The organism is Occultella gossypii, assembly GCF_019947135.1.
Classification (GTDB): Bacteria; Actinomycetota; Actinomycetes; order Actinomycetales; family Beutenbergiaceae; genus Occultella; species Occultella gossypii.
Genome location: NZ_JAGSHT010000016.1, coordinates 202,311 through 229,274, shown reverse-complemented (window position 1 = coordinate 229,274; position 26,964 = coordinate 202,311). Strand labels below are relative to the sequence as shown.

Annotated in this window: 30 protein-coding genes; 18 read left to right on the top strand and 12 right to left on the bottom strand. The window is 68.6% G+C overall.

The features are described from left to right. Positions 1-32 precede the first annotated feature (32 nt). On the bottom strand, positions 33-971 hold the full coding sequence (locus tag KCQ71_RS17540) for an arginase family protein (protein WP_223408279.1): 939 nt from the start codon (positions 969-971) through the stop codon (positions 33-35). A 159-nt stretch (positions 972-1,130) separates the two neighbouring features. Between KCQ71_RS17540 and KCQ71_RS17535 the strand changes: the two genes are divergently transcribed. Next, positions 1,131-1,502: a VOC family protein gene (locus tag KCQ71_RS17535; RefSeq protein ID WP_163541246.1), complete on the top strand. Its 372-nt coding sequence runs from the start codon at positions 1,131-1,133 to the stop codon at positions 1,500-1,502. A gap of 23 nt (positions 1,503-1,525) precedes the next feature. On the opposite strand, the gene KCQ71_RS17530 is transcribed toward KCQ71_RS17535, so the two are convergent. Then, positions 1,526-1,981, bottom strand: a complete 456-nt coding sequence (locus KCQ71_RS17530; protein WP_223408277.1) for a hypothetical protein — start codon at positions 1,979-1,981, stop codon at positions 1,526-1,528. A 119-nt stretch (positions 1,982-2,100) separates the two neighbouring features. Here KCQ71_RS17530 and KCQ71_RS17525 point away from each other — a divergent pair, with 119 nt between their 5' ends. Together KCQ71_RS17525 and KCQ71_RS17520 are read left to right on the top strand one after the other, a co-directional pair. Then, the gene (locus tag KCQ71_RS17525) at positions 2,101-2,346 is read left to right on the top strand and encodes an AbrB/MazE/SpoVT family DNA-binding domain-containing protein (RefSeq protein ID WP_223408275.1); all 246 of its coding nucleotides are present in this window, start codon (positions 2,101-2,103) and stop codon (positions 2,344-2,346) included. Continuing rightward, entirely contained in the window at positions 2,343-2,711 is a 369-nt protein-coding gene (locus tag KCQ71_RS17520) for a type II toxin-antitoxin system VapC family toxin (RefSeq protein WP_223408273.1), read from the top strand. Before KCQ71_RS17525 ends, KCQ71_RS17520 begins: the two co-directional genes overlap by 4 nt. A 186-nt stretch (positions 2,712-2,897) precedes the next feature. Here the strand turns inward: KCQ71_RS17520 and KCQ71_RS17515 are convergent, their stop codons facing one another. Beyond that, positions 2,898-3,536: an HD domain-containing protein gene (locus KCQ71_RS17515; RefSeq protein ID WP_223408271.1), complete on the bottom strand. Its 639-nt coding sequence runs from the start codon at positions 3,534-3,536 to the stop codon at positions 2,898-2,900. Positions 3,537-3,637: 101 nt separating this feature from the next. Between KCQ71_RS17515 and KCQ71_RS17510 the strand changes: the two genes are divergently transcribed. Next, positions 3,638-4,606, top strand: a complete 969-nt coding sequence (locus KCQ71_RS17510; protein ID WP_223408269.1) for a GlxA family transcriptional regulator — start codon at positions 3,638-3,640, stop codon at positions 4,604-4,606. A 146-nt stretch (positions 4,607-4,752) separates the two neighbouring features. Here the strand turns inward: KCQ71_RS17510 and KCQ71_RS17505 are convergent, their stop codons facing one another. Together KCQ71_RS17505 and KCQ71_RS17500 are read right to left on the bottom strand one after the other, a co-directional pair. Beyond that, the gene (locus KCQ71_RS17505; RefSeq protein WP_223408267.1) at positions 4,753-5,232 is read right to left on the bottom strand and encodes a P-loop nucleotide/nucleoside kinase family protein; all 480 of its coding nucleotides are present in this window, start codon (positions 5,230-5,232) and stop codon (positions 4,753-4,755) included. Between the two features lie 57 nt (positions 5,233-5,289). After that, positions 5,290-5,868 carry a dihydrofolate reductase family protein gene (locus KCQ71_RS17500; RefSeq protein WP_223408265.1) on the bottom strand — a complete coding sequence of 193 codons (579 nt, stop codon included), beginning with the start codon at positions 5,866-5,868 and terminating at the stop codon, positions 5,290-5,292. 128 nt (positions 5,869-5,996) lie between these two features. On the opposite strand from KCQ71_RS17500, the gene KCQ71_RS17495 reads away from it, so the two are divergent. Together KCQ71_RS17495 and KCQ71_RS17490 are read left to right on the top strand one after the other, a co-directional pair. Continuing rightward, positions 5,997-6,389, top strand: coding sequence for a VOC family protein (locus tag KCQ71_RS17495; RefSeq protein WP_223408262.1), 393 nt, complete (start codon positions 5,997-5,999; stop codon positions 6,387-6,389). A gap of 108 nt (positions 6,390-6,497) precedes the next feature. Next, on the top strand, positions 6,498-6,935 hold the full coding sequence (locus KCQ71_RS17490) for a VOC family protein (protein ID WP_223408260.1): 438 nt from the start codon (positions 6,498-6,500) through the stop codon (positions 6,933-6,935). Between the two features lie 113 nt (positions 6,936-7,048). Here the strand turns inward: KCQ71_RS17490 and KCQ71_RS27710 are convergent, their stop codons facing one another. Continuing rightward, positions 7,049-8,134, bottom strand: coding sequence for a neutral zinc metallopeptidase (locus KCQ71_RS27710; protein ID WP_223408258.1), 1,086 nt, complete (start codon positions 8,132-8,134; stop codon positions 7,049-7,051). A 395-nt stretch (positions 8,135-8,529) separates the two neighbouring features. On the opposite strand from KCQ71_RS27710, the gene KCQ71_RS17480 reads away from it, so the two are divergent. Then, positions 8,530-10,191, top strand: coding sequence for a DUF2207 family protein (locus KCQ71_RS17480; protein ID WP_223408256.1), 1,662 nt, complete (start codon positions 8,530-8,532; stop codon positions 10,189-10,191). Here the strand turns inward: KCQ71_RS17480 and KCQ71_RS17475 are convergent. From KCQ71_RS17475 to KCQ71_RS17465, 3 genes are read right to left on the bottom strand one after another with little or no spacing between them, the layout of a single operon-like run. Then, entirely contained in the window at positions 10,188-10,895 is a 708-nt protein-coding gene (locus KCQ71_RS17475) for a dihydrofolate reductase family protein (RefSeq protein ID WP_223408254.1), read from the bottom strand. The genes KCQ71_RS17480 and KCQ71_RS17475 overlap by 4 nt on opposite strands. Before the next feature lie 47 nt (positions 10,896-10,942). Further along, positions 10,943-11,410, bottom strand: coding sequence for an SRPBCC family protein (locus tag KCQ71_RS17470; RefSeq protein ID WP_223408252.1), 468 nt, complete (start codon positions 11,408-11,410; stop codon positions 10,943-10,945). A gap of 1 nt (position 11,411) precedes the next feature. Then, positions 11,412-11,750, bottom strand: coding sequence for an ArsR/SmtB family transcription factor (locus KCQ71_RS17465; protein ID WP_223408250.1), 339 nt, complete (start codon positions 11,748-11,750; stop codon positions 11,412-11,414). Between the two features lie 719 nt (positions 11,751-12,469). On the opposite strand from KCQ71_RS17465, the gene KCQ71_RS17460 reads away from it, so the two are divergent. The 3 genes from KCQ71_RS17460 to KCQ71_RS17450 all read left to right on the top strand — a co-directional run bounded on the left by KCQ71_RS17460 (position 12,470) and on the right by KCQ71_RS17450 (position 15,670). Then, entirely contained in the window at positions 12,470-13,744 is a 1,275-nt protein-coding gene (locus KCQ71_RS17460) for an ABC transporter substrate-binding protein (RefSeq protein WP_223408240.1), read from the top strand. Between the two features lie 146 nt (positions 13,745-13,890). After that, entirely contained in the window at positions 13,891-14,799 is a 909-nt protein-coding gene (locus KCQ71_RS17455; RefSeq protein WP_223408238.1) for a carbohydrate ABC transporter permease, read from the top strand. A gap of 85 nt (positions 14,800-14,884) precedes the next feature. Then, a complete protein-coding gene (locus KCQ71_RS17450) occupies positions 14,885-15,670 on the top strand; it encodes a carbohydrate ABC transporter permease (protein ID WP_223408236.1) in 786 nt (261 codons plus the stop codon). Between the two features lie 52 nt (positions 15,671-15,722). Here KCQ71_RS17450 and KCQ71_RS17445 read toward each other — a convergent pair whose 3' ends face one another. Continuing rightward, positions 15,723-16,505, bottom strand: coding sequence for an IclR family transcriptional regulator (locus KCQ71_RS17445; protein WP_223408234.1), 783 nt, complete (start codon positions 16,503-16,505; stop codon positions 15,723-15,725). A 537-nt stretch (positions 16,506-17,042) separates the two neighbouring features. Here KCQ71_RS17445 and KCQ71_RS17440 point away from each other — a divergent pair. The 6 genes from KCQ71_RS17440 to KCQ71_RS17415 all read left to right on the top strand — a co-directional run bounded on the left by KCQ71_RS17440 (position 17,043) and on the right by KCQ71_RS17415 (position 23,694). Next, positions 17,043-18,380: a mandelate racemase/muconate lactonizing enzyme family protein gene (locus tag KCQ71_RS17440; protein WP_223408233.1), complete on the top strand. Its 1,338-nt coding sequence runs from the start codon at positions 17,043-17,045 to the stop codon at positions 18,378-18,380. Between the two features lie 49 nt (positions 18,381-18,429). After that, a complete protein-coding gene (locus KCQ71_RS17435) occupies positions 18,430-20,175 on the top strand; it encodes a dihydroxyacetone kinase family protein (RefSeq protein WP_223408232.1) in 1,746 nt (581 codons plus the stop codon). A 26-nt stretch (positions 20,176-20,201) separates the two neighbouring features. Further along, complete coding sequence (locus KCQ71_RS17430; RefSeq protein WP_223408231.1) at positions 20,202-21,038, top strand: aldo/keto reductase; 837 nt, start codon at positions 20,202-20,204, stop codon at positions 21,036-21,038. Continuing rightward, positions 21,035-21,841, top strand: coding sequence for an NAD-dependent epimerase/dehydratase family protein (locus tag KCQ71_RS17425; protein WP_223408230.1), 807 nt, complete (start codon positions 21,035-21,037; stop codon positions 21,839-21,841). The genes KCQ71_RS17430 and KCQ71_RS17425 overlap by 4 nt, the downstream gene beginning before the upstream one ends. Positions 21,842-21,909: 68 nt before the next feature. Next, positions 21,910-22,698 (top strand): ribonuclease activity regulator RraA, encoded by a 789-nt coding sequence (locus KCQ71_RS17420; RefSeq protein ID WP_223408229.1) that lies wholly within the window; start codon positions 21,910-21,912, stop codon positions 22,696-22,698. Positions 22,699-22,749: 51 nt separating this feature from the next. Beyond that, on the top strand, positions 22,750-23,694 hold the full coding sequence (locus KCQ71_RS17415) for an NAD(P)-dependent oxidoreductase (protein ID WP_223408228.1): 945 nt from the start codon (positions 22,750-22,752) through the stop codon (positions 23,692-23,694). Between the two features lie 22 nt (positions 23,695-23,716). Here KCQ71_RS17415 and KCQ71_RS17410 read toward each other — a convergent pair whose 3' ends face one another. Together KCQ71_RS17410 and KCQ71_RS17405 are read right to left on the bottom strand one after the other, a co-directional pair. Next, on the bottom strand, positions 23,717-24,532 hold the full coding sequence (locus KCQ71_RS17410) for an alpha/beta fold hydrolase (protein WP_223408227.1): 816 nt from the start codon (positions 24,530-24,532) through the stop codon (positions 23,717-23,719). A 2-nt stretch (positions 24,533-24,534) separates the two neighbouring features. Next, positions 24,535-24,816 carry a DUF1905 domain-containing protein gene (locus KCQ71_RS17405; protein WP_223408226.1) on the bottom strand — a complete coding sequence of 94 codons (282 nt, stop codon included), beginning with the start codon at positions 24,814-24,816 and terminating at the stop codon, positions 24,535-24,537. 92 nt (positions 24,817-24,908) lie between these two features. On the opposite strand from KCQ71_RS17405, the gene KCQ71_RS17400 reads away from it, so the two are divergent. Further along, entirely contained in the window at positions 24,909-25,550 is a 642-nt protein-coding gene (locus KCQ71_RS17400; protein WP_223408225.1) for a TetR/AcrR family transcriptional regulator, read from the top strand. A 116-nt stretch (positions 25,551-25,666) separates the two neighbouring features. After that, positions 25,667-26,953, top strand: a complete 1,287-nt coding sequence (locus KCQ71_RS17395; RefSeq protein WP_223408223.1) for an MFS transporter — start codon at positions 25,667-25,669, stop codon at positions 26,951-26,953. Positions 26,954-26,964 lie beyond the last annotated feature (11 nt).

The following is a 26,964-nucleotide window of genomic DNA, read 5'->3' as shown; positions in this document are numbered from 1 at the left end:
CGAGACAGGACGTTCTTCGGACCGTGGCACCCTCAGCCAGTCTGGGGAAGCCTGCGCATTGCCAACCCTGCCGCGGCCTCGAGCACGCACAGTGCGGCCAGCCGCACGGTGCGCTGGTCAGGGGTGTCGGCGGTCGCGTCGATCTCGGTGAGGTCGATGGAGGCGACGGCGGCGCATGCGCCGGCAACTCGGGCTGCGGCCCGTAGTTCGTGGGCGGCGATCCCGCCCGGAAGCGACGCAGGGCAGGCGGGGGCCACGGAGCGGTCGCAGACGTCGACGTCGAGGTCGACGTGGACGGGACCGCCGCCTGCCGAGGCGATCTCCAGAGCCTGGGCCATGACGTCCGCCATCGGGCGCCGGTGCAACTCGTCGCCGTGGACGATCGTGATCCCTAAGTCGAGTGCACGGGCCGTGTAGGCAGCCGAGTTCGCGAAGTCGGCGATGCCGACCTGGACCACGCGGCGTCCGTCCAGGCCGGCCTCGATCAGGCGTCGCACCGGGGAGCCGTTACTGACGCCGTCGCGCAGGTCGTGGTGGGCGTCCAGGGTGACCAGGCCCGCCGTCGCGAGGTTCTCGCCCCAGGTGCCGAGGGCTGCGGGCACGGTCGCGGCGTTGTCGCCGCCGAGCGCGACCAGGACGCCTGAGCGAGCCGATGCCTGCGCTACCGCGCGGATAGCGCGCGCCTCGCCGTCCGGGCCATCGGGCGCGGGGACGTCGCCGACGTCGGCGAAGACCAGGGCGCCGAGGTCCACGAAGGGCGACGCTCCGCCGTCGGGCACCACGAACGGGCTGTAGCGACGCAGCGCGTCGCGGACCGCGGCGGGCGTGGCGTGTGCGCCGGTGGGGGACAGGGACGTGCGGTGGGTGGGGATGCCGATCAGGGTGAGGTCGACGCGTTCGGCAGGGTCGGCGGGCAGTGGTGGCCAGTCGCCGGCGCGGGGCCAGAGCGGGTCGTGCGACAGCGCCGTCATGGTGGAAGAGTAGCCGCGGGGTCGTCGACGGCGAGGCTCAGCTGCCGGATCAGGAGTACTCGCGAGTCGATCGCGGTAGCGGCCAGGTTCTGACCTGATCCCTTCGTAGGGTGTGAATCAGGTGATCGGGGAGCGGTCGCCGCGAGGAAAGGATGACCGATGGACTGGAAGATCGAACTGATCCATGTGCCGGTGACCGATGTGGACCGGGCCAAGGAGTTCTACGTCAGGATCGGCTTCAATGCCGACCACGACCAGACGCCGTTCGAGGGCCTGCGGTTCGTGCAGATGACCCCGCCCGGCTCGGCGTGCTCGATCGCTTTTGGTACGGGGCTCGGGGGGACCCTGGAGCCCGGCCAGCAGAACACGATCCAGGTCGTCGTGCCGAACGCCGAGGAGGCGCTCGCACACCTGCGGTCGGTGGGCGTCGAGGCCAACGGCGTCGATGAGCAGGCGTGGGGAAACTTCGTCACGTTCGACGACCCCGATGGCAACACCTGGACGCTGCAGGAACTGCCCGTGCGCGGTTGAGGTGGTCGGTGCCAGGGTGAGGCTCAGGGTCCGGATCGGACCCCGGCGGGCTCGGTGACGTCGGGGACGACCGGGTCGTTGCCGAGCCAGGCCTGCAGGATCAGTACCAGGGCGGTTCCGGAGAGCAGCCCGTCGACGATGCCGGCCGGGAGCAGGAAGATCATCAGCGCGATCGTGACCACGCACATGATCAGCGACAGGCCCAGGCCCCACATCCGGTTGCGCCACAGTGCGACGGCGCCGACGATCCGCAGCACCCCGAAGATCCCGCTCATGACCATCATCAGCTCGAGGTTGTCCTGCAGGTACGGGACGATGAAGGAGAAGTACTCGCCGGACCGGGACAGGTCCAGGCCGAGCGCGCTCACCACCACGAGCGCCACCAGGACGCTGCACTCCATCAGGGCGCCCTGCACGATCTGCAGGACGGCCGCGGCCCGAAGTCTGCGGCGTCGGCCGTCGGTCACGGGGTAGGTCACGGGCGGAGGCTAACACCCGTCGTCAGCTGGAGGGTGAACGACGACTGGGCTCCCCGTTGGGCCGGCCAGCAGCGCAGACGCTCGTCCCATCGGCCATGGGTGAGTGGTATCGTCGATGCATGAGTGGTACGTACACAGTCACGATGGGCGATCGCGGTCGACTCGTTGTCCCCGCGGAACTGCGGGAACGTGCGGGCCTGAGTATCGGCACGCCGTTGATCCTCGTTGAGAGTGAGACCGGCCTGGTCATCATGACTCGTGATCAAGCGCGCGCCCACCTGCGTCGACAACTCGAGGGCGCCGACTTGGTCAGTGACCTCCTCGACGAACGGCGCCGGGCCGCAATCGCAGAGGACGCTGCGTGAGGTCGGTGCTTGATGCCTCCGCACTCCTGGCGTTCCTCCAAGGAGAGGTGGGGGCCGACGTTGTCGAGTCGGTCCTGACGGATCAGGCGCACTGCTCCGCGGTGAACTGGTCGGAAGTCGCTCAGAAGGTCCGATCCGCAGGCGGTGACTGGCCCGTCGCCGACGCGCTGTTGTCGAGCTATGGAATACAGATCGAACCGGCCACGATCGACGACGCCGAGGCCGCTGCCCGGATCTCGCAGCGCGGCTCCGGGCTCTCCCTCGCTGATCGGTTCTGCCTTGCGCTGGGCGACCGGCTGGGCGCGACGGTCTTGACTGCCGACACCGCTTGGAGCTCACTGGCAGACGTGCGGCAGATCCGGTGACTGCAGTACCGAAGCGATAGTCGCCTGCCGCGTGATCGTGCCGCTGCGCCCTGTCACCGGTTAGCGTCCCCTCACCGGGCATTTTCGCGGGCCGGTCTTACGGGACGGCCCCGCCGCGCAGCGATTGAGGTCGGCGCGATGAGCACCCCGTCCCGGTGGAGGTTCGGCTTATGGGACGTGCGGCCGTCACTCGGGCCAGGCGGAGTTCTGGATGATCTCGACGAAGTTCATACGCGTGAACCCGGGCTGGGTATGGGCGAGAACGTCGGCCTTGACGTTGCCGAATGTCGTGTGCGGGCGGTCCTTGAGGCCGTCTGTGAAGGCGGCGATGATCTGGTTCTTGAAATCGGGGCGCGGGTGGGCGGCGATGACGGCTGCTCGCTGTTCGTCGGTGATCGCGTCGTAGCCGATACCCAGGACGTCCAGCTCTACGCCGCGAGTGACGAGGGCGACCTCGGGTGCCATGTGCAGCGGAATTTCCGGCGTGGTGTGCAGAGCGATGGCGTTCCACACCCGGTCCGCGGCCTCGCCGTCGATGCCGTAGCTGCCGAGGAAGCGGCGGGACTCGTCGGCGGCGTCGATCTCGAACCGCTGGTCGGTGCGGCGGTAGCGCTCGGTGAGGCCCAGGTCGTGGAACATCGTGCCGATGTACAGCAGCTCGGGGTCATAGTCGAGGCCGTCTCGCTGCCCGCTCAGGGCGGCAAAGAGGAACACTCGACGGGAGTGGTCATACACGAGCTGGCTGGCCACATCGCGCAGCAGCGTGGTCGCGTCCTTGGCCATCGCGCTGTCGGGGATCTGGATACCGGTGATCGTCTCGGTCATCGTGGGCACCTCTCGGTCGGGGATCAGGTCTCCTGACATCGTGACGCGCCTTGCTACGGTGTTGCCATGTCATTCCTGCCCGATAACCCTCGGTTCCGGACATGAGGCGGCGCATCGGGATTGTTGTGTTCGACGAGATGACGCTGCTGGACGCCAGCGGTCCGGCCGAGGTCTTCCACCACGCCGACCTCTCGGGTGAGCGCTACGACCTCACCTATGTCTCTCCCGCAGGCGGCACGGTGGTCTCCTCATCCGGGATGGCCCTGTCGGAAACCGTCGCCGCCGATGACGTCGCACCCGTGGACACCGTGCTGGTCGCCGGCGGTGCCCGGTTGGCAACCGGACCACTCGACCCCGCACTGCTTGTTGCCGTGGAGCGGCTCGCAGACGGCGCCCGGCGGGTGGCATCGGTTTGCACCGGAGCCTTTGTGCTTGCCGAGCTCGGGTACCTCGATGGGAGGCGGGCCACCACACACTGGCGTCATGCCCACGCGCTGGCGCGACGCCACCCGCGGGTGCAGGTGGAGCCGGACGTCATACATGTCCGTGACGGGCGCTACCTCACCTCCGCCGGCATCAGCGCCGGCATGGACCTGGCCCTGGCGCTTGTGGAGGCGGACCTCGGAGTGGACGTCGCCCGGGAGACCGCACGCGAACTGGTGATGTTCATGCAGCGTCCCGGCGGCCAGACCCAATTCTCCAGTGCTCTGCAAACCCCGCCCGCCCGGACGCCACAACTGCGCTCACTCACGGACGCGGTACTCGCCGAGCCCGCAGCAGAGCACACGGTGGCCACGATGGCGGCCATGGCCGGGGTCAGCCAACGTCACCTCCACCGGATGTTTCGCGCTGAGCTCGGCACACCACCAGCGCGGTGGCTCGAGCAGGTCCGGGTCGACGTTGCCCGCACGCGCATCCTCGAGGGCCACACCCTGACGCGCGTAGCGCAGCTGTGCGGTCTCGGCAGCGACGAGACCCTCCGCCGAGCCTTTGCCCGGCACCTGGGAACGACGCCCTCGAACTACCGAGAACGGTTCAGCACGACAGCCACAGCCGGGCGATCTAGGTAGGTGTTGTCGAGGGGAGCGGGTCGGCGCTGACGTGAAGATGGGGCGCGCCCGGGTGTGCAGCCGTCAACCCGGGTACTGGAGATCGACAGGTGGCGGCCGACGCCGACCAACTGGTCACCAACCGGCATCGCCGCCGGGGTAATGGCTCAGTCTGAGTCTGGTGGGGGGTCGAACAACGCGAGCTCGGCAGCATCGGGCGCCTGGAAAAGGGCAGCCCATTCGTCAAGGTGGGCGCGGCGGATGGGTGCGCTGTCCCAAGGTGGCTTCGAGTTCCGAGCCTCGATGCGCCGCCAGAGTTCGTCCACGGGAGCGTCGAGGACGTGTAGTTCGACACCCACACCAAGGCCACGAGCCACGGATCGCACCTGGTCACGTTCGGTCCGCGTCGAGAAGCCGAAGTCGAGGACAACGCTCAGACCCAGGCGCACGATGTCCTGGGCGAGCTGCCATAGTTCGTGATTCACCTTCGCCTGGGTCGTCGTGGCCCACGGGGTGGGGCCGAGAGCCCAGAGCCAGTCATCCTTCGTGAGGCGTACGGCGCCCCGGTCCGCGGCCAACTGTCTCGCGAGTGTGGTCTTGCCCGCCCCGGGCAATCCGCAGGTGAGAATCAGTCGGGCCTCGCTCACGTGCCTAGTCAAGCAGTTCTGCGAGTTGGGTGATGGACCACGCGCACTGGCCAGAGGTCAGCCGTGCCGGCTCGGTCGGTAGATCAACTCCTGGATGCTGCCATCAAGCGTCCGGGTCTCGAGCAGTTCGAGGTCGAAGTCGGCCGCGCCCTTGAAGATCGGATCCATCCCGTTCTCGCCGGTGATCACGGGGAAGAGCGTCACGTGCACGATGTCGACCAGGCCGGCGTTCAGGAGTGCGTTGTTCACCGCGAGGCTGCCGTGGGAGCGCAACGGCACCTCGGACTCCCCCTTCAGCCGGGCGACCACGTCGACGGCGTCGCCGCCCACGATGGTCGCGTCCGGCCAGTCGAGGGGGCCTTCCAAGGTGTTCGAGACCACGGTCATGGGCAGGTTCCTCATCCGGGTGACCCAGGGGTCGCGTACGTCGGAGTCCTCGGTGCTCGCGGCGAGCATCTCCACGAACGAGCGGAACGTGTGCGCCCCGAACACCATCCGCTGCTCCTCGTCGTAGAGGGCGAGACGGCGGTCGAGCAGTTCGGGGCCCTGCTTGCCCCAGTATCCGGTCCAGTTGCCGCCGGCGGCGCCGAAGCCGTCGAGGCTGCTGAAGACGTCGAAGGTGTAGGTGACGGTCATGATCGGCTCCTCGCGTGGGTGGTTGTCCCCCGGGGAGGTAGACCGAGGGGCACGGCGGAACTCATCGCTCACAGTGCGGCTGCGTGTCCGTTCGACGCGGCATCCGGCCGGCCTGACAGACTCGCCAGGTGCCCGGATTTCATCATGTCGAGTTGTGGATCGCCGATCTCGAGCAGGCCCGGACGGAGTGGGGCTGGCTCCTGACCCGAGTGGGTTTCACGCTCGACGGTGACTGGTCCGGCGGGCAGACCTGGGCCGCCGGCGGCGCGTATCTCACGTACACGACCTCACCGAACCTGACGACGGCCGGGCACGATCGTCGCAGTGTGGGACTCAACCACCTCGCCTTCAAGGCCGGCCCGCGGCCAGCCGTCGACGCGATCATGGCCGATGCTCCGGAGCACGGCTGGCGCCCGCTCTACCAGGAGCGCTATCCGCACGCCGGCGGGCCGGATCACTACGCCGGCTGGCTGGAGAACTCCGCGGGCTTCAAGGCCGAGATCGTCGCCGACCTCACGTAGGAGCCGGGCGCCTCTGACGAAGGGCCCTGCCTGCAGTCCTGATTGGCACGGGCGAGGGGGGCCCGCTCGCCACCGGACCAGATCTGGCCGGCCGTTAGCATGAACTGTATGTCGATCAGACTCGAGAACGTCGGGATCGCCGTCCGCGACCTCGAGGCAGCGATCTCCTTCTTCACCGACCTCGGTCTGGCGGTCCTCGGCCGGGACACGGTCAAGGGTGAGTGGACCGACACTGCCGTCGGCCTGGATGGCAACCACGCCAATATCGCGATGCTCCAGACGCCGGACGGTCACGGTCGCCTCGAGCTCTTCGAGTACATCCACCCCGAAGCGATCGAGTCCGAGCCCACTGCTCCCAACGAGATCGGGATGCACCGCGTCGCATTCTCGGTCGACAACATCGACGAAGCCCTCGAGATCGCCGCGAGGCACGGGTGCCGTCCGCTGCGCGGCGTGGCGACCTATGAGGACATCTACAAGCTCGCCTACGTCCGCGGTCCCAGCGGCATCATCGTCATGCTCGCCGAGGAACTGAAGAAGAACTGAGGAGTGCGGCCGGCTAGGAGTCGGCGCCCGCCAGCACGGTCGGTCCTTCCTTGCCGCCGGCATGCTCCTCTTCCCAAACCGCCAACGATTTTAGGAACCAACGACACGCGACATTAGTAGCTCACCTCGCCCGGGCTGGCTGCGAATGTGTTGCAGTTCGGCGTCCGGTTGCTGAAGTAGCCAGCGCTCAGCCAGTCCTCGATGGAGGCCTCGCTGCCGTGGATCGGATCGCCGTAGAAGGTCCACCACTCGAGGTAGTAGTTGAAGCCCAGGTCACCGGCGAAGAGCACGCCGTAGTAGTTCTGGCTCCCGAGCCACATTCCTCCGAAGCACGATGCTTGCAGCTCTGTCCGTCGCGCGGAGAGCTCACCCTCGGACGTGTCTGGGCCGACCTCGAATCGGTGCTCCCACTCCGCCGCCAGGATGCCGGAAAGGTGCTGGACATGATGCCCGAACTCGTGCGCAACAGTTTCGAGGTATGCCTCCATGGGCCACCCATCGTCGACGTTCATGTTGTCCATCAGCAGGTAGATGGTCTCGTTCGATCCGCAGTAGAACGCTGGTGCACCGGCGTAGTTCTGTCCGCACGGCGACTCTGCGTTCGATGCGCTCTCGACGATCACCAGACCCGGATCGCGGTACGGGATCTCCAACCCGGTCAGCGTCTCCTCCCAGCGGTCACCCAAGCACTCGACCGCGCTGGTCCAGTTCGCCCTGATCGATGCCGTGTCGTATCCCATCGGCGCGAGGTCGCAGCCTGGGCCGGCGACCCCGGTGCTGGTGGTGAGCAGAGGCAGCGTGCCAAGGTCCGCGAACTCCAGGGCGCCGACGCCTTCGAAGTCGACGCACCACTGGGTGCCGTCGGGCTGTCTGCCGCCGCAGTCTGCGCCGAACGTCTGGTAGCCCGATCCTTCCGGAGCCTGCTCATACAGCTGGTCGCAGGCCAACGGGTCACCCGCCGCACACTCGTCCCAGAGAGCGTCGAGCTGAGGGTCGTCACCGTGGGTGGGTGGGATCTCGTACGGGCTCGTGCTGACCGGCGTCGTTTCCGTGGTCGGCGGTTCTGTGGTGGACGGCTCCGTGGTGGGCGTGGGATCGGTGACGATCGGCGTGGGCGCGGCGGTCGGGTCGGGGTCGGTGTCGGCGGCGACAGCGCCCAGGAAAGCCACGAATAGAAACAACGCGAACCCGCCGCCCACGACCGCCAGTGTGATCCACAGGCCAGCGGAACTGCGTCGGCGCTGGGGCGGTCCGTACGTACCTCGCGGGTAGCCCGGGCGTGCCGCGTAGCCGGGGTGTGGGGCGTAGCCGCGGTGTGGGGCGTAGCCGCGAGCCCGGTGATATCCCGGTTGAGGGATGTTCCCCATCGGGGGTTGCCCCGGTTGCGCGTACCCCCGTTGCTGCCGGGCCGGCACCACCTGAGGGCGGGGCACACCGGGGTGAGCCTGCCCCCATACGGGTGGCCGCTGATGCGGATGGTTCGGTACCACCGCCTGCGGCGGCGGCAGGGGTGGCATATTCGACTGGCCGGTCAATTTCTCCCCAGGTGACACGTTCAGGCACGGAAGCGAACACAGACGCTATCTTGCGCAGCGTGAGACGACGACATCTGTTCATCGTTGGTGCGGCACTCGCGATGCTGGTGCCGGCCAGCAGCGCCGCTGCGGAGACGAGTGACGAACCGCACAGCGACGACGCCATCACCGTTCACGTGGACATGGTGCTGCAGGACGATGGTTCACTCTCGGTGACCGAGACGATCCGGGTCCCCGAGGGCATGCAGGCAGAGCGCGACCTGCCGCTGCGCATACCGCCCGCGGACGATCTCATGCGTGTGTTCACGCTCGCGGACATGGAGGTCACAGGTGCCGGGGCCGCAGAGGTCGTCGTGGATGCCTTGCACACCACGGCGCCCCCTGGCGAGACCGAGGTGAGATACGTCGTCTCCGGCACGGTCGCGGACAGCGCGGACGAGCAGCTCGCGACCTGGTACCCGACCGGTTGGTGGGACACGGACGTCGCCGTCGTGACCGGGACGTTCCTGGCGGCCACACCGGCGCTGTCGATCGGCTACTGCCGGGCGGGCGCGCCGGGCTCGACGGCGCGTTGCACACTGGCCGCTATCGCCGACGGCGGTGTCCTCGAGTTCGAGCAACATGACCTGCTCGGCGGTCAGCGCGTCGAGCTCGGCGTTGGGCTGCCGTTGCGGACCGTCCCTGCCACGGCTGAGTGGGACGAGGAGCCGACGCCGGTACGGGCGTTCGCCTTCACCACGCCGGCACTCGTGGCTACCGGTGCTCTCCTGCTGCTCCTGCTCGGCCTCGCGGCCTGGGTGGTCACCGCGCGCCGACGCGACCTCGCTCTGCTCGCCGAAGGCACCGCCGTCGACGTCATCACCGACTCCGACGGCGAGCCCGTCTTCTCGGTTCCCTACGGCGTGCTGCCCGGCACGCTGGGCACCCTCGTCGACGCCTCCGTGGATCCGGTCGACCTGGCCGCCTCGACGCTCGATCTCGCCGTCCGCCGCTATCTTCACATCGAAGCGGTTGGAAGCACCGCCGGGACAATCGAATGGACGCTCTCGCGCGCCAACGACCCCGATGACCAGCTCCGTGAGTTCGAGCGGCTGCTCGTCGAAGGGCTGGTGCCGGGTGACGGCGCGGTGGACCTCGGCGAGGTTGCGGAAGGATCGAACCTGGACCTTCGTGGCGTCCGTGCTGCCGTCTACGGCGACCTCGTGCACGCGCGCTGGTTCGCGGGCCGTCAGAGCCACCGGATAGCGACGTGGGCAGGCGGCGCACTGTTGCTCGCCGGCCTGGCTGCGACCATCGCGCTCGCTCTGACGGTGGGCCATGCCCTCGTCGGTGTCGCCGCCATGGTCGCCGGTTTTGGGGTCCTGCTCGCTCCCCGGTACCTCCCCCTGCGCACGGCCGCCGGCAGCCGTGTGGCGGGCGACCTGCTGGCCATGCGCCCGCACCTGCGGTCGATCGAGGCGGAGTCGATCCCGGCAGCGGAACGTGAGCTGCTCTTCACACGTGCACTTCCGTACGCGCTGGCGTTGGGTGAGTCCCGGACCTGGGTCAGCAAGTTCGCCGCACAGTCCCTGTCCGACGACGGAACACCCGGCATCGAGTGGCTGGGCGGGTTCGAGAACGACGCCGACCTCACCCGGTTCAGTGCGAGCTTCCCGCACCTGGTCGCCGAGCTCGAAGCGGCCTTCGCGGCACGCGACCACCGCGCCTCACTGGGTCACTAGTCGCCCGCCACCACGACCGGCCCTTCGTCCCGGCCGCGGTTGTCGAGCACGAGTGGGCGCTTGCCCTCGATGCGGTACCGGATGTGGGTGAGCCCGTCGGTGCCGATCACGCGGATGGGCGTCAATTCGATGCCCTCCTTGTCGCCGAGCCCGAGATCGGGGCCGAGCAGCCGCATCCCGTCGCCGAGCAGCACCGGGGCGATGTGCAGTTCGAGCTCATCGACCAGCCCGAGCGCCAGCGCCTGACGCACCAGCGAGCCGCCACCGGCGACCTGGACGTCCTTGCCGCGCGCTTGCTCCCTGGCCTGCGCCACCGCGCTCGCGACGCCGTCGGTGACGTACGTGAAGCTGGTGCCGCCGCCGCGGTGGAGCACCGGCCGGGGGCGGTGGGTGACCACGAACACGGGGGCGCGGAAGGGCGGCACGTCGCCCCAGGGCACCTCTCCGCCGTCGGCCATCCGCCGGCCCATCACGTAGGCACCCGCAGCCGCGAAGGTCTCCGCAATGATGTCCGAGTCGGACGTGTCCTCGCCTCCGGCGAAGCCCTGGCGCTCGCGCCAGGCCGCGGCGTCGGCGGCCCAGCGGGTCACGCGGTAGAACCCGGCGGCCTCCGCGCTGTCGATCCAGTTCGTGGTGTCGGTGTGCTCGGGACCGGCGTAGAAGCCGTCGAGCGAGACCGACATCTGTGCGGTGACCTTGGTCATGATCGTTCTCCTGCTTTCGTTGTGGGAAGGGGCGTGGCCGGACTCGGTCAGACGGCGAGCGACGCCCCGAGCTTGTCCAGCAGCCCCTTGGTGCCTTCCTCACGACCCGCGGGATCGTCGAGCCCGTCGAAGTGGGCGCCCTGCTCGGTGTAGGTGAGCCGGGTGGCCTCGCCGTCGGGCTCGAGCGCGATCGTCACCAGCGAGGTGGACATGTGCCGGTCGTCCACCCACATGTCGTAGGTGAAGACGATCCGGGTGAGATCGACGATGTCGGTGTAGGTCGAGTGGTAGCGGGACCGCGGGCCGCCATGCCATTGACCGTCCTCGGTGCCGTGCCCGCCGACCCGGAAGTCGTGGGACTTCTCGGTCTGGGTGAACTCGGGTTCGCCGGAGAACCACAGGTCCCGGGCGTCGTTGTCGGAGAGTGCATGCCAGACCCGTTCGGGCGATGCCGGGTAGGTCCGTTCGATCACGAACGTCGCGTGCGTCTGGCTGTGTTCGGTCTGCGTGTCCATCTCAGTTCTCCTTCGTGTTGTCCGGGGTGAGGAAGTCGCCCAGCCGGTCGAGTCGGCGTTCGGCGGGGAGCCGCTGGCGTCCGATCCAGTCCGCGCCGGGGCTCAGTGCGTCGACGGCGAACTGGAACGTGCGGACCCGGCCCACCTTCGACGAGGTGACGATTCCGGCCCGCTCCAGCACAGTGAGGTGCTGCAGCAGGGACGGCATGGCCATCTCGAACGGGCGGGCCAACTCGCTGACCGAGGCGGGGCCGAGGACCAGCCGTTCGATCAGGGCACGTCGCGTGGGATCGGACAGGGCGTGGAACATCCGGTCCAGATCCTCACGATAGTTAGGCATGTGCCTAAGTATTGATCGACGGGGCGCCGCTCGTCAACCACGCGCACAGAGGTTGCTTCCTACATGTGCACTCAACAACGAAGTTGCAGTCAACGCCCTGCCGCTCGGTCACGTGCTCCCGGCGGAACTCGGCGGACCCCTCGCCCGTGCCGTGAGTGGCCACCCCGTGCCGCAACCGCTGAGATTGCATCCGGGCAACCCGGTCCGAGCGCGGGTGGTCGCCGGAGGCTGCGGCCGCGGAGATGCTGACGCCTTGACCGTTCCGTCAGGTGCATGTTAGTTTCACGACACGCAACAGGTATCGACCGACAAGCTAGGACCCGATGATGAGTCGCAGATCTCGACGGACCCACCACGCGCCGCGGACCGGTCATAGCCGGTCAGCCCATTCCGCGCGAATGCACGAGTGACGACGCCCGGGCAGTGCTAGTCGGCTGCTAGTCACCGGCTCGTCATCACGGTTCGCCACCGTCGCTCACGGCACCGCGCTGGATGCGTGGAAGGCAGCGCCGTAAGCGCGGCGCACGAGTGCGTCCGAGCGAGAACTCAGCACGCGCGGGACGGCAGCGGTACGCCGTTCGCTGAGGCGTGCCCTGCCGCGCGTCCAGGTTCCGGTCGCAGGAGTCATCGCTGAATTGTGCGACCACCCGATCGCACGGGATGTCTGTCCCTTGTTCACGTAGTTCCCTTTTCGCCCTCAAGATCAGGAAGAAGACACGATGAAACGTCGACAGTTTTTGGGTCTCGGTGCCGCGGCCAGCGTTGCCGCTCTTGCCGCATGCTCGAATGGCACGAATTCCGGTGGCGGCTCCAGCGGTGGGGTCTCGCAGGTTCGATACGGCCACTGGGACAACGGAAGTGCGCAGGCGCTGTACGCCGCGTTGTTCCAGAAGTTCATGGACGCCAACGAGGACATCGAGATCCTCCAGGAATTCGCGTCCTACGATGCTTTCCAGGAACGAATGACCACCCAGATCGCCGGCGGCGAGGTGGCCGACATCTTCTGGATCGCCTCACCTCAGATCCTCGCCTACAACCAGGCGGGCATCTATCACGACGTCGAGGGCCTGCCCGGCTTCGATTTCGATTCGCTGGACGCGGACATGCTCGACCGCCTGAAGATCGACGGCAAGCTCAACACGCTCCCGGTGGGCATGATCACGCCGTGCTTCCGCTACAACCAGACCTTCCTCGACGAGCTCGGGGCAGAGGCGCCCTCGGTGTGGTCCTGGGACTCCACCGCGGAGTTCCTGCGCGACTACACGAACAACAACCCCGACGGTAACAAGGGCATCTTCTACCACGCCGGCCACGACCTCACGCTCGAAGCCTGGCTGCGTCAGCACGGTGAGGACCTCTGGACCGAGGACGGCCAGCTGGGCGCGAGCATCGACGGGATCGCCTCGTACCTGGACTGGTGGGAGCAGCTCAGGCTCGACGAGGTGACTCTCTCGGTCGAGGAACAGGGCGGCATCCAAGGCGCCTGGAACGAGTTCGGGTCCAAGGTGCTCTCGGACATCGGCAGCCACAACCAGATCCTCGAGGCGAGCCTGGTCTTCCCCGACTTCGAGTTGCGGGAGGTGCCGACACCGGTGCTCGAGGACGCCGCCGACGGCCACGCGTTCACCTACTTCGTCCGCGTGGGCGTCTACGAGGGCGTGCCCGAGGACCGGCTCGAGGCGGTCGGCCGCGTGCTCGACTTCAACCTCAACAGCGAGGAGTTCATCACCGAACTCGGCCCCGTCCAGGGGACGCCGGCCAGCCTGCGGCAGCGGACCGCGCTGGAGGGCACCGACGACCCGAACATCCAGCAGGCCAACAGCGTGACCGACGCGGTCCTGGCGCAGGAGATGCGGCCGCGGTACGACGCCCCGCCGAACGCGAGCACGTGGCGCCGGGAGTACGACGCCGCCATCGAGCAGGTCGTGCTGGGCCAGGCCTCGATCACGGACGCCGTCACCCAGTTCCACAGCACTGTGAGCGGGAGCCTTTGAAATCGGGCGTCGACGTGGGGGGGGGGGGCGCCGCCCCCCCCCCCCCCCCCCCCCCCCCCCCCCGCCCCGCCGGGGGGGGGGGGGGGGGGGCCCCCCCCCCCCCCCCCGCCCCCCCCCCCCCCACGCTCGGATCCGGAAGGGGTTCGATGACAAGCGGAACCGGCCGTGTTCGCCCCAGGCGAGCTCGCACGTGGCTCGCCGCGCACGTGATGCTCCTGCCGTGGCTCGTGGGCGCACTCGGGATCACGATCGGACCCCTGATCGCGTCGCTCGTCCTGTCGCTGACCAACTACTCGATCCTCGGCAGCACCGAGTTCGTGGGGTTGGACAACTACGCCGCGGTCTTCAGCGACCCGAAGTTCTTCAAGTCGATGAGCGTCACCCTGATGTACGTGTGCCTGGCCGTGCCTCTGCAGCTCGGGCTGGCGCTGGGTCTCGCGCTCCTGCTGGAGAAGGGCATCCGCTGGCTCGGGGTCTACCGGGCCGGCTTCTATCTGCCCTCGCTCCTCGGTGCCAGCGTCGCGATCGCGCTGCTCTGGCGGCAGATCTTCAAGACCGACGGGCTGGTCAACGCCGTCCTGTCGATCTTCGGGGTGACGGGCCGGAACTGGCTGTATGACCCCGACACTGCACTGCTGACCCTCGTGCTGCTGCAGGTGTGGACCTTCGGATCCCCGATGATCATCTTCCTTGCGGGACTCAAGGAGATCCCCAAGGAACTGATAGAGGCGGCCACGGTCGACGGCGCGGGGTACGGCCGCAGGCTGAAGAGCATCGTGCTCCCGCTCCTGACGCCGATGATCTTCTTCAACCTCATCCTGCAGACCGTAGGAGCATTCCAGGCTTTCAATCAGGCCTACATCGTCAGTGGCGGTACCGGTGGACCGGTCGATTCGACGCTGTTCTACACGCTGTATGTCTACATCGTCGGCTTCATCGAATACCGCATGGGTTATGCGTCGGCCCTGGCGTGGGTGCTGGTCATCTTCATCGGCATCCTGACGGCCGTGCAGTTCATCGTTTCCAGGAAGTGGGTCTATTATGGCGACCAGTAGTCTTGATCGCGTCGTCGCCGATCCGGTAAAGCTGCGAACATCGCGTCTGCGGCGTAATCGGTGGCTACGGCAGATCCTCGTCTCGGTGGCATTGGTGGCGATGATCTATCCACTGCTGTGGATGATTCGCCTCTCGTTCCTTCCCGAGTCGGAGGTCGCGAATGCGGGGCTGTGGCCGGAGGGCATCTGGACCGGCATCAACTACACGGAGGGCTGGTCGACGCTCAGCGTCGATTTCACGACCTTCTTCCTCAACTCCGCCGTGGTCGCGATCCTTGCCCTGATCGGGAATCTGCTGGCCTGCTCGCTCTCGGCCTACGTGCTGGCGCGGCTGCGGTTCAGGCTGCAGCCGGTGTACTTCGGCGTGGTCATCGCCACGCTGCTGATCCCGGTCCACGTGCTGTTGATCCCGCAGTACCTGACCTTCTCCTACATCGGCGCCCTGAACACCTTCATCCCGCTGGTGCTCCCGAAGTTCCTCGCCACCGACGCGTTCTTCGTGTTCCTGATGATCCAGTTCGTGCGGGGCATACCGCGGGAGCTGGATCAGGCGGCCTTCATGGACGGAGCGGGGTACTTCCGGATCTACTGGTCGATCATCCTTCCGCTGATGCGGCCGGCACTCGCGACGACGGCGATCTTCACCGTCATCTGGACCTGGAACGACTTCCTCGGCCCGTTGATCTATCTGACCAGGACCAGCCTCTACACCGTCCCGGTGGCGCTCAACGCGCTGCTCTCGACGGATACGGGCTTCGGCACGGGTCGCCTCCTCGCGATGTCCGTGCTGTCGCTGGTGCCGTTGGTGATCTTCTTCTTCGTCGCACAGAAGCAGATTCTTGAAGGCATCTCGAGCTCGGGTCTCAAGTAGTCCCCGCCGCTCGAACACCGGACCGGCGCGCCTGGCCGACAGGCGCGCCGGTCTACGCGTCGAGCGCCGTGGACAGGTCGGCGGCGGCCGCCTGGGCCGCCTGCACGATCGTGTCCTGGATGGGGTCGAGACGGTAGGACGGGCCATACACGCAGAGGGCGGCGATCGGCGCGCCGGCGCGGTCCCTGATCGCTACCGCGACCCGGCTGACGTCGTCGCCGCGGTCGAGGGTCGCCCAGCCGCGCCGCCGCGCGCGGGAGATCTCCAGGCTCAGGGCTTGGTGGTCCTCCGTGGAAAGCGGCGCCGTACCCACGTTCTCCGAGGCCTCGATGAGTTCCTGGACCCGGTCCTCGTCGTCCAGGGCGGCGAGCACGGCGATGCCCACGGCGACCTCGTGGAGCGGCCGCGGTGTGGTGGACTCCTCGCTGCGCACCACCTTGCTGGTCTGCATGTAGTCGAGGAAGAGCATCTCGCCGCCGTCGGCGATGGCCAGGTGGATCGCCTCGTCCACCTGGCGGTGCAGCTGCTCGAGACGCTCGCGGGCGAGGGCGACCAGATCGCTGCCGCCCGGCCGGCGGACCGCAAGTTTGGCGAGCTTCGACGTGCTGAAGTAGCGCCGGGTCCGGTCCTGCTGGACGTAGCCGATCGCGCGCAGGGTGGAGAGCGTGCGCGACGCCGTCGACTTGTCGAGCTCGAGCCGGGTGGCGACCTCCGTGACCGATGCGCCCTTCGAGCCGGACTGTGCCACCACCTCGAGAACCTGCAGGCCTCGGTGCAGCGACGAGGACGGTCGCGCTTCCGCGGCCTCCGCCGACGTGTCGTCGGACGTTCTCATGATCTGTATCCCATCTGCCGCTTGACACCTGACAAGCCAACAGTACATGCTGACTGCAACGCAGTTGTACAGAGCACAACCACGATGGAGGTGGTGAGACCCGGTACCAGGTGGTCCAGGCGAGCGTGCGGCCAGTGCGCAACTGAAACTGGTCCGCGGTGCCGGCCCCCGGGGTGCCGAACGTGCCTGCCGCACGCGTCCACCGGTGTCACCGGGCGCAACGGTCGGCCGAGACGCTGCCGTCAGACACCCCGACCGCCGCCGTAACTACATCGGCGAACGCACGACGAGGTCGCAAGTTGTCGCCGGCGCACCACGGGCCTCGCGGACGAGACCGCCCTTGCCGCGATACGACCGCGCGAGCGGCGGGCGAGCGAGCCGCGGTCCCGACCCTGGCGTGACCCAGGCCCGGCCCGGCTGACGACCCCGGCGGAACGGCGCCGCCAGCCGACCGGCCGGACGCCGCCGGTTCACCACAGTCCGATCTTCAGACCAACCACCCCCACGACCAGCCCCTCAACCAGGAGAACCACCCACATGAACCGGGTCATGCCCACCACCATGCTCGACGCGCGTGATCGCGACCTGATCGCCGCCCGGGACCGCGAGCTGCCGATCTCGGCCGAGCACGTCAGCCAGGCGTCGCGTCCCTCCGCGCTGCGCATCACCGACCTTCGCGTCGCGTGCCTCGACAAGGTCCCGTTCAAGTCGACGATCATCAGGATCGAGACCAACCAGGGCCTGGTCGGCTGGGGCGAGGTGCGGGACCAGGCGAGCGCGACCTACGCGTTGATGCTGAAGAGCCGGATCATCGGGGAGAACCCCTGCAACCTCGACCGGATCCTGCGCAAGATCCGTCAGTTCGGCGGCCACGGGCGCCTGGGTGGTGGCGTCTCCGGCGTCGAGATGGCCCTGATGGACCTGGCCGGCAAGGCGTACGGCGTCCCGGCCTACGCCCTGATGGGCGGGCAGTTCCGCGACCGGATCAAGTGCTACGCCGACACCCCGGGCGAGCGGGACCCGCACAGGATGGCCGAGCGGCTCAAGGGTCGTCTGGACGCCGGCTACACGATGCTCAAGATGGACGTCGGCGTCGACCTGCTCGACGAGGTCCCCAACGCCCTGGTGGGCCAGTCCGGCGCCATGATCGACCGGTTCACGCCGCACCCGTTCACGGCTCTGCAGATCTCCCAGGCGGGCGTGGACCACCTGGTCGACTACGTCCGCACCGTCCGGGCCGAGGTGGGCTACGACGTCCCGATCGCCGTCGACCACATCGGGCACGTGGACCTGAAGTCCTGCATCCGGATCGCCCAGGCCCTCGAGCCGTTCGGCCTTGCCTGGCTCGAGGACCTCATCCCCTGGCAGTACACCGAGCAGTGGAAGAAGCTGACCGACTCCACGACCACGCCGACCGCCACGGGCGAGGACATCTATCTCGCCGAGGGCTTCCGTCCCCTCCTGGACGCGGGTGCCGTGGACGTGGTGCACCCCGACCCGGCCACCGCCGGCGGTCTGGTCGAGACCAAGCGCATCGGCGATCTCGCGGAGGAGTACGGCGTGCCGATGGCCCTGCACCTGGCCGCGAGCCCGGTCGCGACCATGGCTTGCGTGCAGATCGCCGCGGCGACCTACAACTTCCTGGCGCTCGAGCACCACGGCGCGGACGTCGAGTACTGGAGCGACCTCGTGCTCGGCTTCGACGGCCCGATCATCGCCGGCGGCTACATCCAGGTGCCGGACAAGCCGGGTCTCGGCTTCGACGACGTCAACCTCGACCTCATGCGCGAGTGCCTCGACCAGTCGAACCCCATCTTCTTCGACGACAGCAGCGTCTGGGACTCCGACGTGGCACTCGACCGGACCTGGGGCTGACCTCCACGAGCGACGGCCGCCACCACGCGGCCGCACGAACGAAGGGAACATGATGTTCGTAGGCAAGGGCGCTGACTCCATCGAGGACATGCTCTCGGGGTACGTACACGCGAACGCCGAACTGGTGGCGCTGCGGGAGGGCGCCGTCGTGCGCAGGGAGGGAACCCCGGCCGGGCACGTGGCCGTGGTCGCGGGTGGTGGCGGCGGGCACTATCCCGGCTTCGCCGGCTGGGTCGGCGCGGGCATGCTGGACGCGGCCGTCTCCGGCCAGATCTTCTCCTCGCCCTCGGCGGCGCAGATCCACCGTGCGGCCCTGGCGGTGGAGAACGGTGGCGGCGTCCTGCTCGCCTACCTGAACTACAGCGGCGACCGTATCCACTTCGGCGAAGCCGCCCGCCAGCTCCGGGCGGAGGGCATCGCGGTCGAGGAGGTCGTGATCGCCGACGACATCGCGTCCCGGACGTCGCGGGAGGTGGCGGACGGGCGGGGCATCGCCGGTGCCCTGTTCGTGTGCAAGGTCCTCGGAGCGGCCGCCGCCGAGGGCCGCGGCCTCGAGGAGGTCGCCCACCTCGGCACCCGCGCGGCCGAGCGGACGGTCTCCCTCGGCGCCGCCGTCTCGGGCTGCACCCTGCCCGGAGACTCCGAACCGCTGTTCACGGTCGAGAAGGGGCAGCTCGCGATCGGCCTGGGGATCCACGGTGAGCCGGGACTCGAGACCCAGGAGCAGGGCACGCCGTCCGACCTTGCCCGGCGGCTCGTCGCGGCCACCCTCGACTACGAGCCCGAGGCCGGGCACGGCGGCTACGAGGGCCGCCTCGCGGTCCTGGTGAACAGCCTCGGCGGCTGCAGCCACGAGGAGCTGTTCGTCCTCTACGCACGGGTGCGGGAGGAGCTCGCGACCAGCGGCCAAGAGATCGTGGCCCCGGTGGTCGGGGAGCAGTTGACCAGCCTCGACATGGTCGGCGCCTCGCTCAGCACGATGTTCCTCGACGCGGACCTGGAGGCGCTCTGGAGCGCTCCGGTGCGCACGGCGAGCCTGCGCAGGGAAACACTGCCGACGGCGGACGAGCAGTCCGCGGGGACCGTGGCGGCCGGTGCCGACGCACCGGTGCAGGCCTCGCGCGCCCAGCAGGAGCTGGCCGCGAGGGCACGCGCCGCCATCGGTGCGGCCGCGGAGGCGGTGGCCCAGCACGAGGAACGCCTGGCGCAGCTCGACCGGGTCGGCGGAGACGGTGACCACGGGCGTGGCATGGTGCGCGGCCTGGCGGCGGCCCATGAGGCGGCCACGTCCGCGACGGAGGCGGGCGCCGCCGTCGGCGCCGTGGTCAGAGCCGCGGGCGCGGCCTGGTCGGACAAGGCGGGCGGCACGTCCGGCGCGCTCTGGGGCGCGGCCCTCGAGGCCTTCGCGTCCGCGCTCGGCGACGTCCGTCCGCCCACCGATGCCGAACTGGTGGACGGCCTCACCCGGGCGCGCGACGCCATCGTCGAACTCGGTGGCGCCCGACCGGGTGACAAGACCATGGTCGACGCGATCGAGCCGTTCGTGCAGGTCTTCGAGGCCGAGCCGGACGCCCCGTTCGCCCAGACCCTGGTCCGCGCGACCGCCGTCGCCGAGGCCGCCGCCGAGGCGACCGCGGACCTGGTCGCCACCAAGGGGCGGGCCCGGACACACGGCACCAGGACCATCGGGACGCCCGACGCCGGCGCCGTCTCCTTCGGGATCGTCGCCCGGGCCGTCGCCGAATCCCTCCAGCACGACCCGGCCGCGGCGCCGGCCGGAGAACCGACGTCATGAGCGAAACGGACAAGGTGATGAACGCAGTGAGCGAACGAACCGAACTGCTGGATGGCACGAGCATCCCGAAGGTGGGCCTCGGCTCCCTGCGGCTGGGGCCGGACGAGACCGATGCGACGGTCAAGGCCGCACTGCGGTCCGGCTACCGACTGATCGACACGGCCTCCGTGTACGGCAACGAGGCGGCGATCGGCCGGGCCGTCCGGGAGTCCGGGATCGACCGGGACGAGGTCTTCCTGACCACCAAGGTGTGGAACGGCGACCACGGGTACCAGCCGACGATCGACGCGTTCGAGGCCAGCCGCGCCCGGCTCGGGGTCGACCGCGTGGACCTGTACCTGATCCACTGGCCGGTCGCACCCGTCGAGCGGATGCTGGAGAGCTGGTCCGCGCTGATCGAACTGCGCAAGCGCGGCGACGTACGCGCGATCGGCGTCTCGAACTTCATGGTCAAACACCTGCGGGCCGTCGTCGAGAACTTCGACGAGGTCCCGGTCGTGAACCAGATCGAGTGCCACCCCTTGTTCCAGCAGCCCGAGCTCGAGGCCTACCAGCGCGAGCACGGGATCGTCACCCAGGCCTGGGCGCCGCTAGGCAAGGGACGCGTCCTGGAACACCCGACGGTAGCCGCGCTGAGCGCGAAGCACGGGGTCGGTGCCGCCCAGGTCGTGCTGAACTGGCACCTCGCACGCGGACGGATCGTCATTCCGAAGTCGACCAACGCCGAGCGCATCGCTCAGAACATCGATCTGGACTTCGAGATGCCGGAGGCGGACCTGGCCGCGGTCGACGCGATGAACGAGGACCTCCGGCTCGGCAGCCACCCCGACGCGCCACCCACGAACGCTCTGCCCGAGCAGTGAGCCTGGAGATCGCCGTCACCGGCGCCGCCGGCGTCCTCGGCCGGTACGTGGTCCGCGCGGTCACGGCCGCGGGCCACCGGCCGAGGACGATCGATGTCCGGGCGGATTCCGGCGTCGACGTCCGTGCCGACCTGCGCGACTACGAGGCCGCCGCCCGCGCGCTCGAGCGCGCGGACGCCGTCGTTCATCTGGCGGCCCACCCGAAGCCGGTCGCGGACCGGCCCGGCATGGTCTACGCCGAGAACACCACGATGAGTTTCAACGTGCTGTCCGCGGCCGCCGACCTCGGGATCGCGAAGGTCGTGGTGGCGTCGAGCATCAATGCGATCGGCGGGGAGTTCAGTGAGATCGCCGGCTATGACCGCTTTCCCGTCGACTTCGAGCAGGCGAGCCAGGCCCGCGACGAGTACTCGCTGTCCAAGTGGGTGATGGAGCAGCAGGTCCGCTACTTCGGGCGGATCCACGGCGACGACCGTTCCATGGTGTGCCTGAGGATCCACGCCGTCCAACCGCGCGAGGTCCAGCTCGGGGCCTACGAACGGTCCCCGGACCGGGGCCGCCGCAATCTCTGGGGCTATTCGCCGCCCGAGCAGACGGCCGCCGCCCTCGTGCGGGCCTGTGCCGCACCGCTGCCCGGCGTGCACTTCGGATACCTGGTCGCGACCGACAACGCGATGCACGCAGACCCCCGCGAACTGGTGCGCCGACACTGGCCGGACACTCCCTGCGACGGCCGGCTCACCGGCGTTCGCGGGCTGTTCGACACGTCCTTCGCGGAAGCGGAACTGGGGTGGGGTCCATAGCTCAGCCATGAGGCGGACTCCTCCGCCACCCACTGCGACAACACATTTCGAAAGGTTTGGAAGACTTGATGGTAGCGACGGAGAATGTGCCGGCTCAGAGCGTGGCACCCACGGCGACGACGACGGCGGACACGCCGATCCCGCGTATCACCCAGGAGCAGCGCGAGGCTCTCGCGGCGATCGGATCGGCGACGGTCAGCAGCCAGTTGTCGAAGCTCGGCATCCGCGACGCGCACCTCACCGGCATCGGGCAGCTCACCGACGGCGACGCGGTCGCCGGCACTGCGCTGACCCTGAAGTTCATGCCCAAGCGTGAGGACCTGTACCGGGTCGACGAGTACGCCGACCCGGAGGTGCAGCTGCACCGGCACGTCCTGTACGCGGTGGAGCCGGGGGACATCGTCGTGGTGGACGGACGCGGGAACATGTCCTCGGGACTGTTCGGCGAGATGATGCTCACCTACCTGCTCGGCCGCGGTGGCGTCGGGCTCGTCGTCGACGGTTGCATCCGCGACTGGCCGTCCGTGCGCAACCTCGGCCTGCCGGTCTGGGCGCGGGGAACCACGCCGAACTTCCACACCCAGACCGACCTGATGCCGTTCGACTACAACAGCCCGATCGCCTGCGGCGAGGCCACGGTCATCCCCGGTGATGCCATCGTCGCCGATGCCGACGGCGCCGTCGTGGTGCCGGCCGCCCTGGTGGACGAGGTGATCGCGCGGTCCTCCTCGCACCACGACTGGGAGGAGTTCTCCCGGCTGCGGCTGCTCGAGGGCGGCGACATGCGCCGCTACTACCCACTCTCCGAGGCGGCCCGGCCCGAGTACGAGGAATGGGCCCGGTCGAATGGGCACTGACGCCTCGCTCGGACTGACCGGCGATCCCACGGCCGAAGGCGGCGAAGGCCCATGAAACTGCTGATGCCGACGTCGGTGCCGGACGGGCTGGAACTCGACCCCGACCAGTCGGACGTCCGGGTGGTCTCCTATGACCCCGAGGCGCCGATCCCGGACGAGCACCGGGACGCCGAGGTGGTGGTCGCGTGGATGAACCCGCGGGACAAGCTCGTGGAGATCGCCGGGACGTTGCCGAGCCTGCGGTGGGTCCAGGCACTGGGTTCGGGCCCGGAATCGTTCCTGACCGCCGGCTTCGCGCCGGAGGTCGCCATCACGCGGGGCATCGACCTGCACAACGTGCCGGTCGCCGAGCATTGCGTCGCGCTGCTGCTCGCGGCGGCGCGGCGGCTGGATCTGGCGCGGGACGCTCAGTTGCAGGGCCGCTGGGCCACGGCGGTCACGGGCAACCAGCTGGTCACAAGATCCGGGTTCACGCAGATCCACGGGTCGAGGTTCGTGATCTGGGGTCTGGGGCGCATCGGTGCGACGGTGGCGACGTACCTGCAGGCTCTCGGGGGTTCGGTTCGGGGGATCGGGCGCACCAGCGGCGTCCGTGACGGGATCGAGATCAGTGACGTTGCCGACGCCGCGTCCGTCCTGGCCGACGCGGACGCGCTGATCGCCGTGCTGCCCGACCGGGAGAACACGGTCGGGGTGATCGACCGTCGGATCCTCGAGATGATGCCGGCGGATTCATGGTTCGTGAACGTCGGCAGAGGCCGGACCGTGGTCGAGGCAGACCTGATCGGCGTGCTCGAGGAGGGGGCCATAGCCGGCGCCGCCCTGGACGTGTTCGCGACGGAGCCACTGCCCGAGGACTCGCCGCTCTGGGGCCTGCCGAACGTGATCCTCACCCCACACAGTGCTGGCGGGCGTCCGTACGGCACGAGCGGGCTGATCAATGAGAATCTCAGGAGATATCGCTCAGGTCAGCCGCTGCTCGGGCTGCTTCACTGACACTGCCGACGCGATCCGGGCCTCACGCAAGCAGCGGCGGGCCGTCTCGACGGGTTCGCCCGGTCACGAAGCGCACCGCCTCGTCCGCCATCGCCGCGGGATTCCAGGCGTGATCCTTGCCATCGATCGAAGCGTGGGTCGCGCCAGGGATCGCCGCGACGACGGCGCGCGCCGCGTCGAGCATCATCGGGAAGGTGTGTGTTCCGGTCAGGAACGCCACCGGCACCCGGATGCCGGCGAGGAGGTCCGGCAACGGCTCGGACTCGATCCAGGCGAGCGACTGCGCGTCCGCGACGTAGCTCACGACGCCGGCGACCATCGCCTCCCACATCGGTGATCGCCTGGCGCCATCGAGCCACTCAGGGGGCATGTCCTTCATGTAGTGCGTGAGGGCGCCCTCGAGGTCGCCGCCGTCGATGCGGCGCAGCACCTCAGCGGCCCAGGCCGCGGCGCCGCCCGCCTGCCCGCCGATCGGTGCCTCCCAGAGCATCAGTCCGTCGACCGGGAGTCCGCGCACCGCGGCGGCGAGCGCGATGGTGCACCCGGACGAGTGACCGCAGAGCACGGCGCTTCCCCCGACCTCGTCGATCAGTGCCGCGATCGCCGCGAGCTCCCGATCGAGATCGATCACCCCGGCGGCGACCGACTCGCCGCGTCCGAGGCGGTCGTAGACGATCGTGGTGAGACCCGCGGCGGCGGCGCGTTCCGCGGTCTCGGTCGTCCAGGGGTCGATCGCTCGGAACGGCCCCGCGCCGGCCACGAACACGATGGCCGGTCCATCGCCGCGCCTGTCGAACGCGACCAGGTCGTTGGCACCGCTGGTGAGTGTCGTGGACATGGTCAGCCGACCCGTTCGGTGAGATGGACCGTCACGGGGTCTCCGTCGGTCTTGCCGAGAGCTTCACGCAGGGCGGCCTTGACGGGCACCATGTGGGTGCCGTCGCCCATGGGCAACAGGGTGGCGGCGAACGGATGCCCGTCCATCTCGCCACGGACCTTCACGGGCCTGCGCGTCCCGAAGTACTCGCCCGAGCCGGGCATGACCACGATCGTCCATGCGCCGGGAGTCTCCTCGTCCCTGCTGAGCGGACCCGTGAACGTGGTGTCGATGGGGTCTGGCATTACTCCTCCATGGAACTAGACCGTACAGTTCTTGTTTGGATGAAACTAGACCGTGCAGTACTGTCTGGTCAAGTACCTCCGAGGAGACCCACATGGCCGATACCGAAGAGCGCGCGCAGACCAGCCGCTCCGCGCAGCGTCGCGCGGCGATGCTCGCCGCCGCACAGGAGGCCTTCCTCCGTGACGGCTATCTCGGCACCAACATGGACGAGATCGCCACCGCATCCAAGGTCTCGAAGCAGACGGTCTACAAGCACTTCGGCAGCAAGGAGGCGCTCTTCGTCGAGATCGTCACCTCCATGACCGTGCGCGCGGGCGACGGCGTGCACGATGCCCCGCCGGACGTCCGGGACACCGAACAGCTCACCGACTACCTCCGCGACTACGCCCTCCGGCAGCTGATGTCGGTGCTGACCCCCCAGGTGGTGCAGGTCCGCCGGCTCGTCATCGGCGAGGCCGCCCGCTTCCCGGAGCTCGCCAGGGCGCTCTACGACCACGGCCCCCAACGTGCGTTGGACTCGATGACGGACGTCTTCGCGCGGCTGAGCGCCGACGGGCTGTTGCGCGTCGACGACCCTCGCCTGGCCGCCGAGCAGTTCAACTGGCTCATCATGTCCGGTCCGGTGAACCGGGCGATGCTGCTCGGCGATGACGCCATCCCCGCCAGAGCCGAACTGCGCCGCCATGCCGAGAACACCGCCCGCCTGATCGTCGCTGCCTACCGCCCGGCCTGAACCGCCGTCGAGATGCCCTGCCTTCCGCGGGCGGGTCCGACCGCGGCAGGCGCGCGCACGGGCCCGGCGACCCCACGGGAATGGACAACCGAGGGGCGAAGCGGTTGACTCCTGCGGTGCAGCGCCCCCGCAACCCGATGATCGCCACCCTCCTCAACCTCCGAGGCAACGGTCGTGCCGCCGTCTACACCGAGCCCCTGTGGGGCCTGTCGATGATGCTGGTGCTGCCCTACGCATCGGTGTTCATGCTGGCCCTGGGCGTGAACGACAACCAGATCGGTCTGTTGGCGACCATCTCGATCCTGTCGCAGGTGGTCTTCGGGCTGCTCAGCGGTGTGATCACGGACAAGCTCGGGCGTCGCCGAACCACGGCGCTGTTCGACATCATCGCCTGGGCGATCCCCTGTCTGATCTGGGCGTTCGCGCAGGACTTCTGGTGGTTCCTGATCGCTTCCGTCATCAACGGTGTCTGGCAGGTCACCCAGAACTCGTGGGACTGCCTGCTCGTGGAGGATGTCGACCGGTCCGAGATCCCCAAGGTCTACTCGCTGGTCAAGGTGGCAGGCGAATTCTCGGCACTCTTCGCGCCGATCGCTGCCCTGCTCGTCGTGAACCTCGGCCTGGAACTCGCGGTGCGGATCCTCTACCTCAACGCGTTCGTCATCATCTCGTTGAAGGTCTGGCTCCTGTACCGCTACACCACCGAGACGGCGACCGGACTGGTCCGGATGGAGCAGACGCGCGGGATCAGCATCTGGAGATCGCTCTGGGAGTACCGCACGGTGCTCTCTCTGATCGTCCGCTCGAAGGGCACCATCTTCTCCTTGGTGATCGCGGTGCTCGTGGGCGCCGTCGCCCTCGTGAACGGCATCTTCTGGCAGATCGTGATCAACCAGCGTCTCGGCGTGCCCGACGCGCTCCTGCCGTTCTTCCCCATGGTTCGGTCGCTGCTGTCCGTGCTGTTCTTCTTCACGATCATCCCGCGGCTCACGCGTGCCAGTGCGCTGAAGGTGCCGACTCTCATCGGCTTCTCCGTGTACCTCGCCGGGCAGTTGCTGCTCGTGAGCATCCCCGCCCCTGACGCCGCCGCTGCTGCGTCGACCTACCTCCTCCTCGCCGGCTGCCTGCTGCTCGACGCCTTCGGTGCCGGGATCCTGTTCATGCTGTCGGAGTCGCTGGTGGCACTTCACGTGGATCGAAACGAACGATCCCGCGTGATGGCCATCCAGCGCACCACGGTGATGCTCGCCATCGCCCCCTTCGGATGGATCAGTGGCTGGCTGTCCGGCATGGACCGCAGCTGGCCCTTCCTGCTGACCTCGGTGCTGCTGGTGCTCGGGCTCGTGGCCACTGCCCGGTTCTGGACGACCACGCACGAGGAGACCCACGCCGTCGAGGCCTGACGGCACTGCCG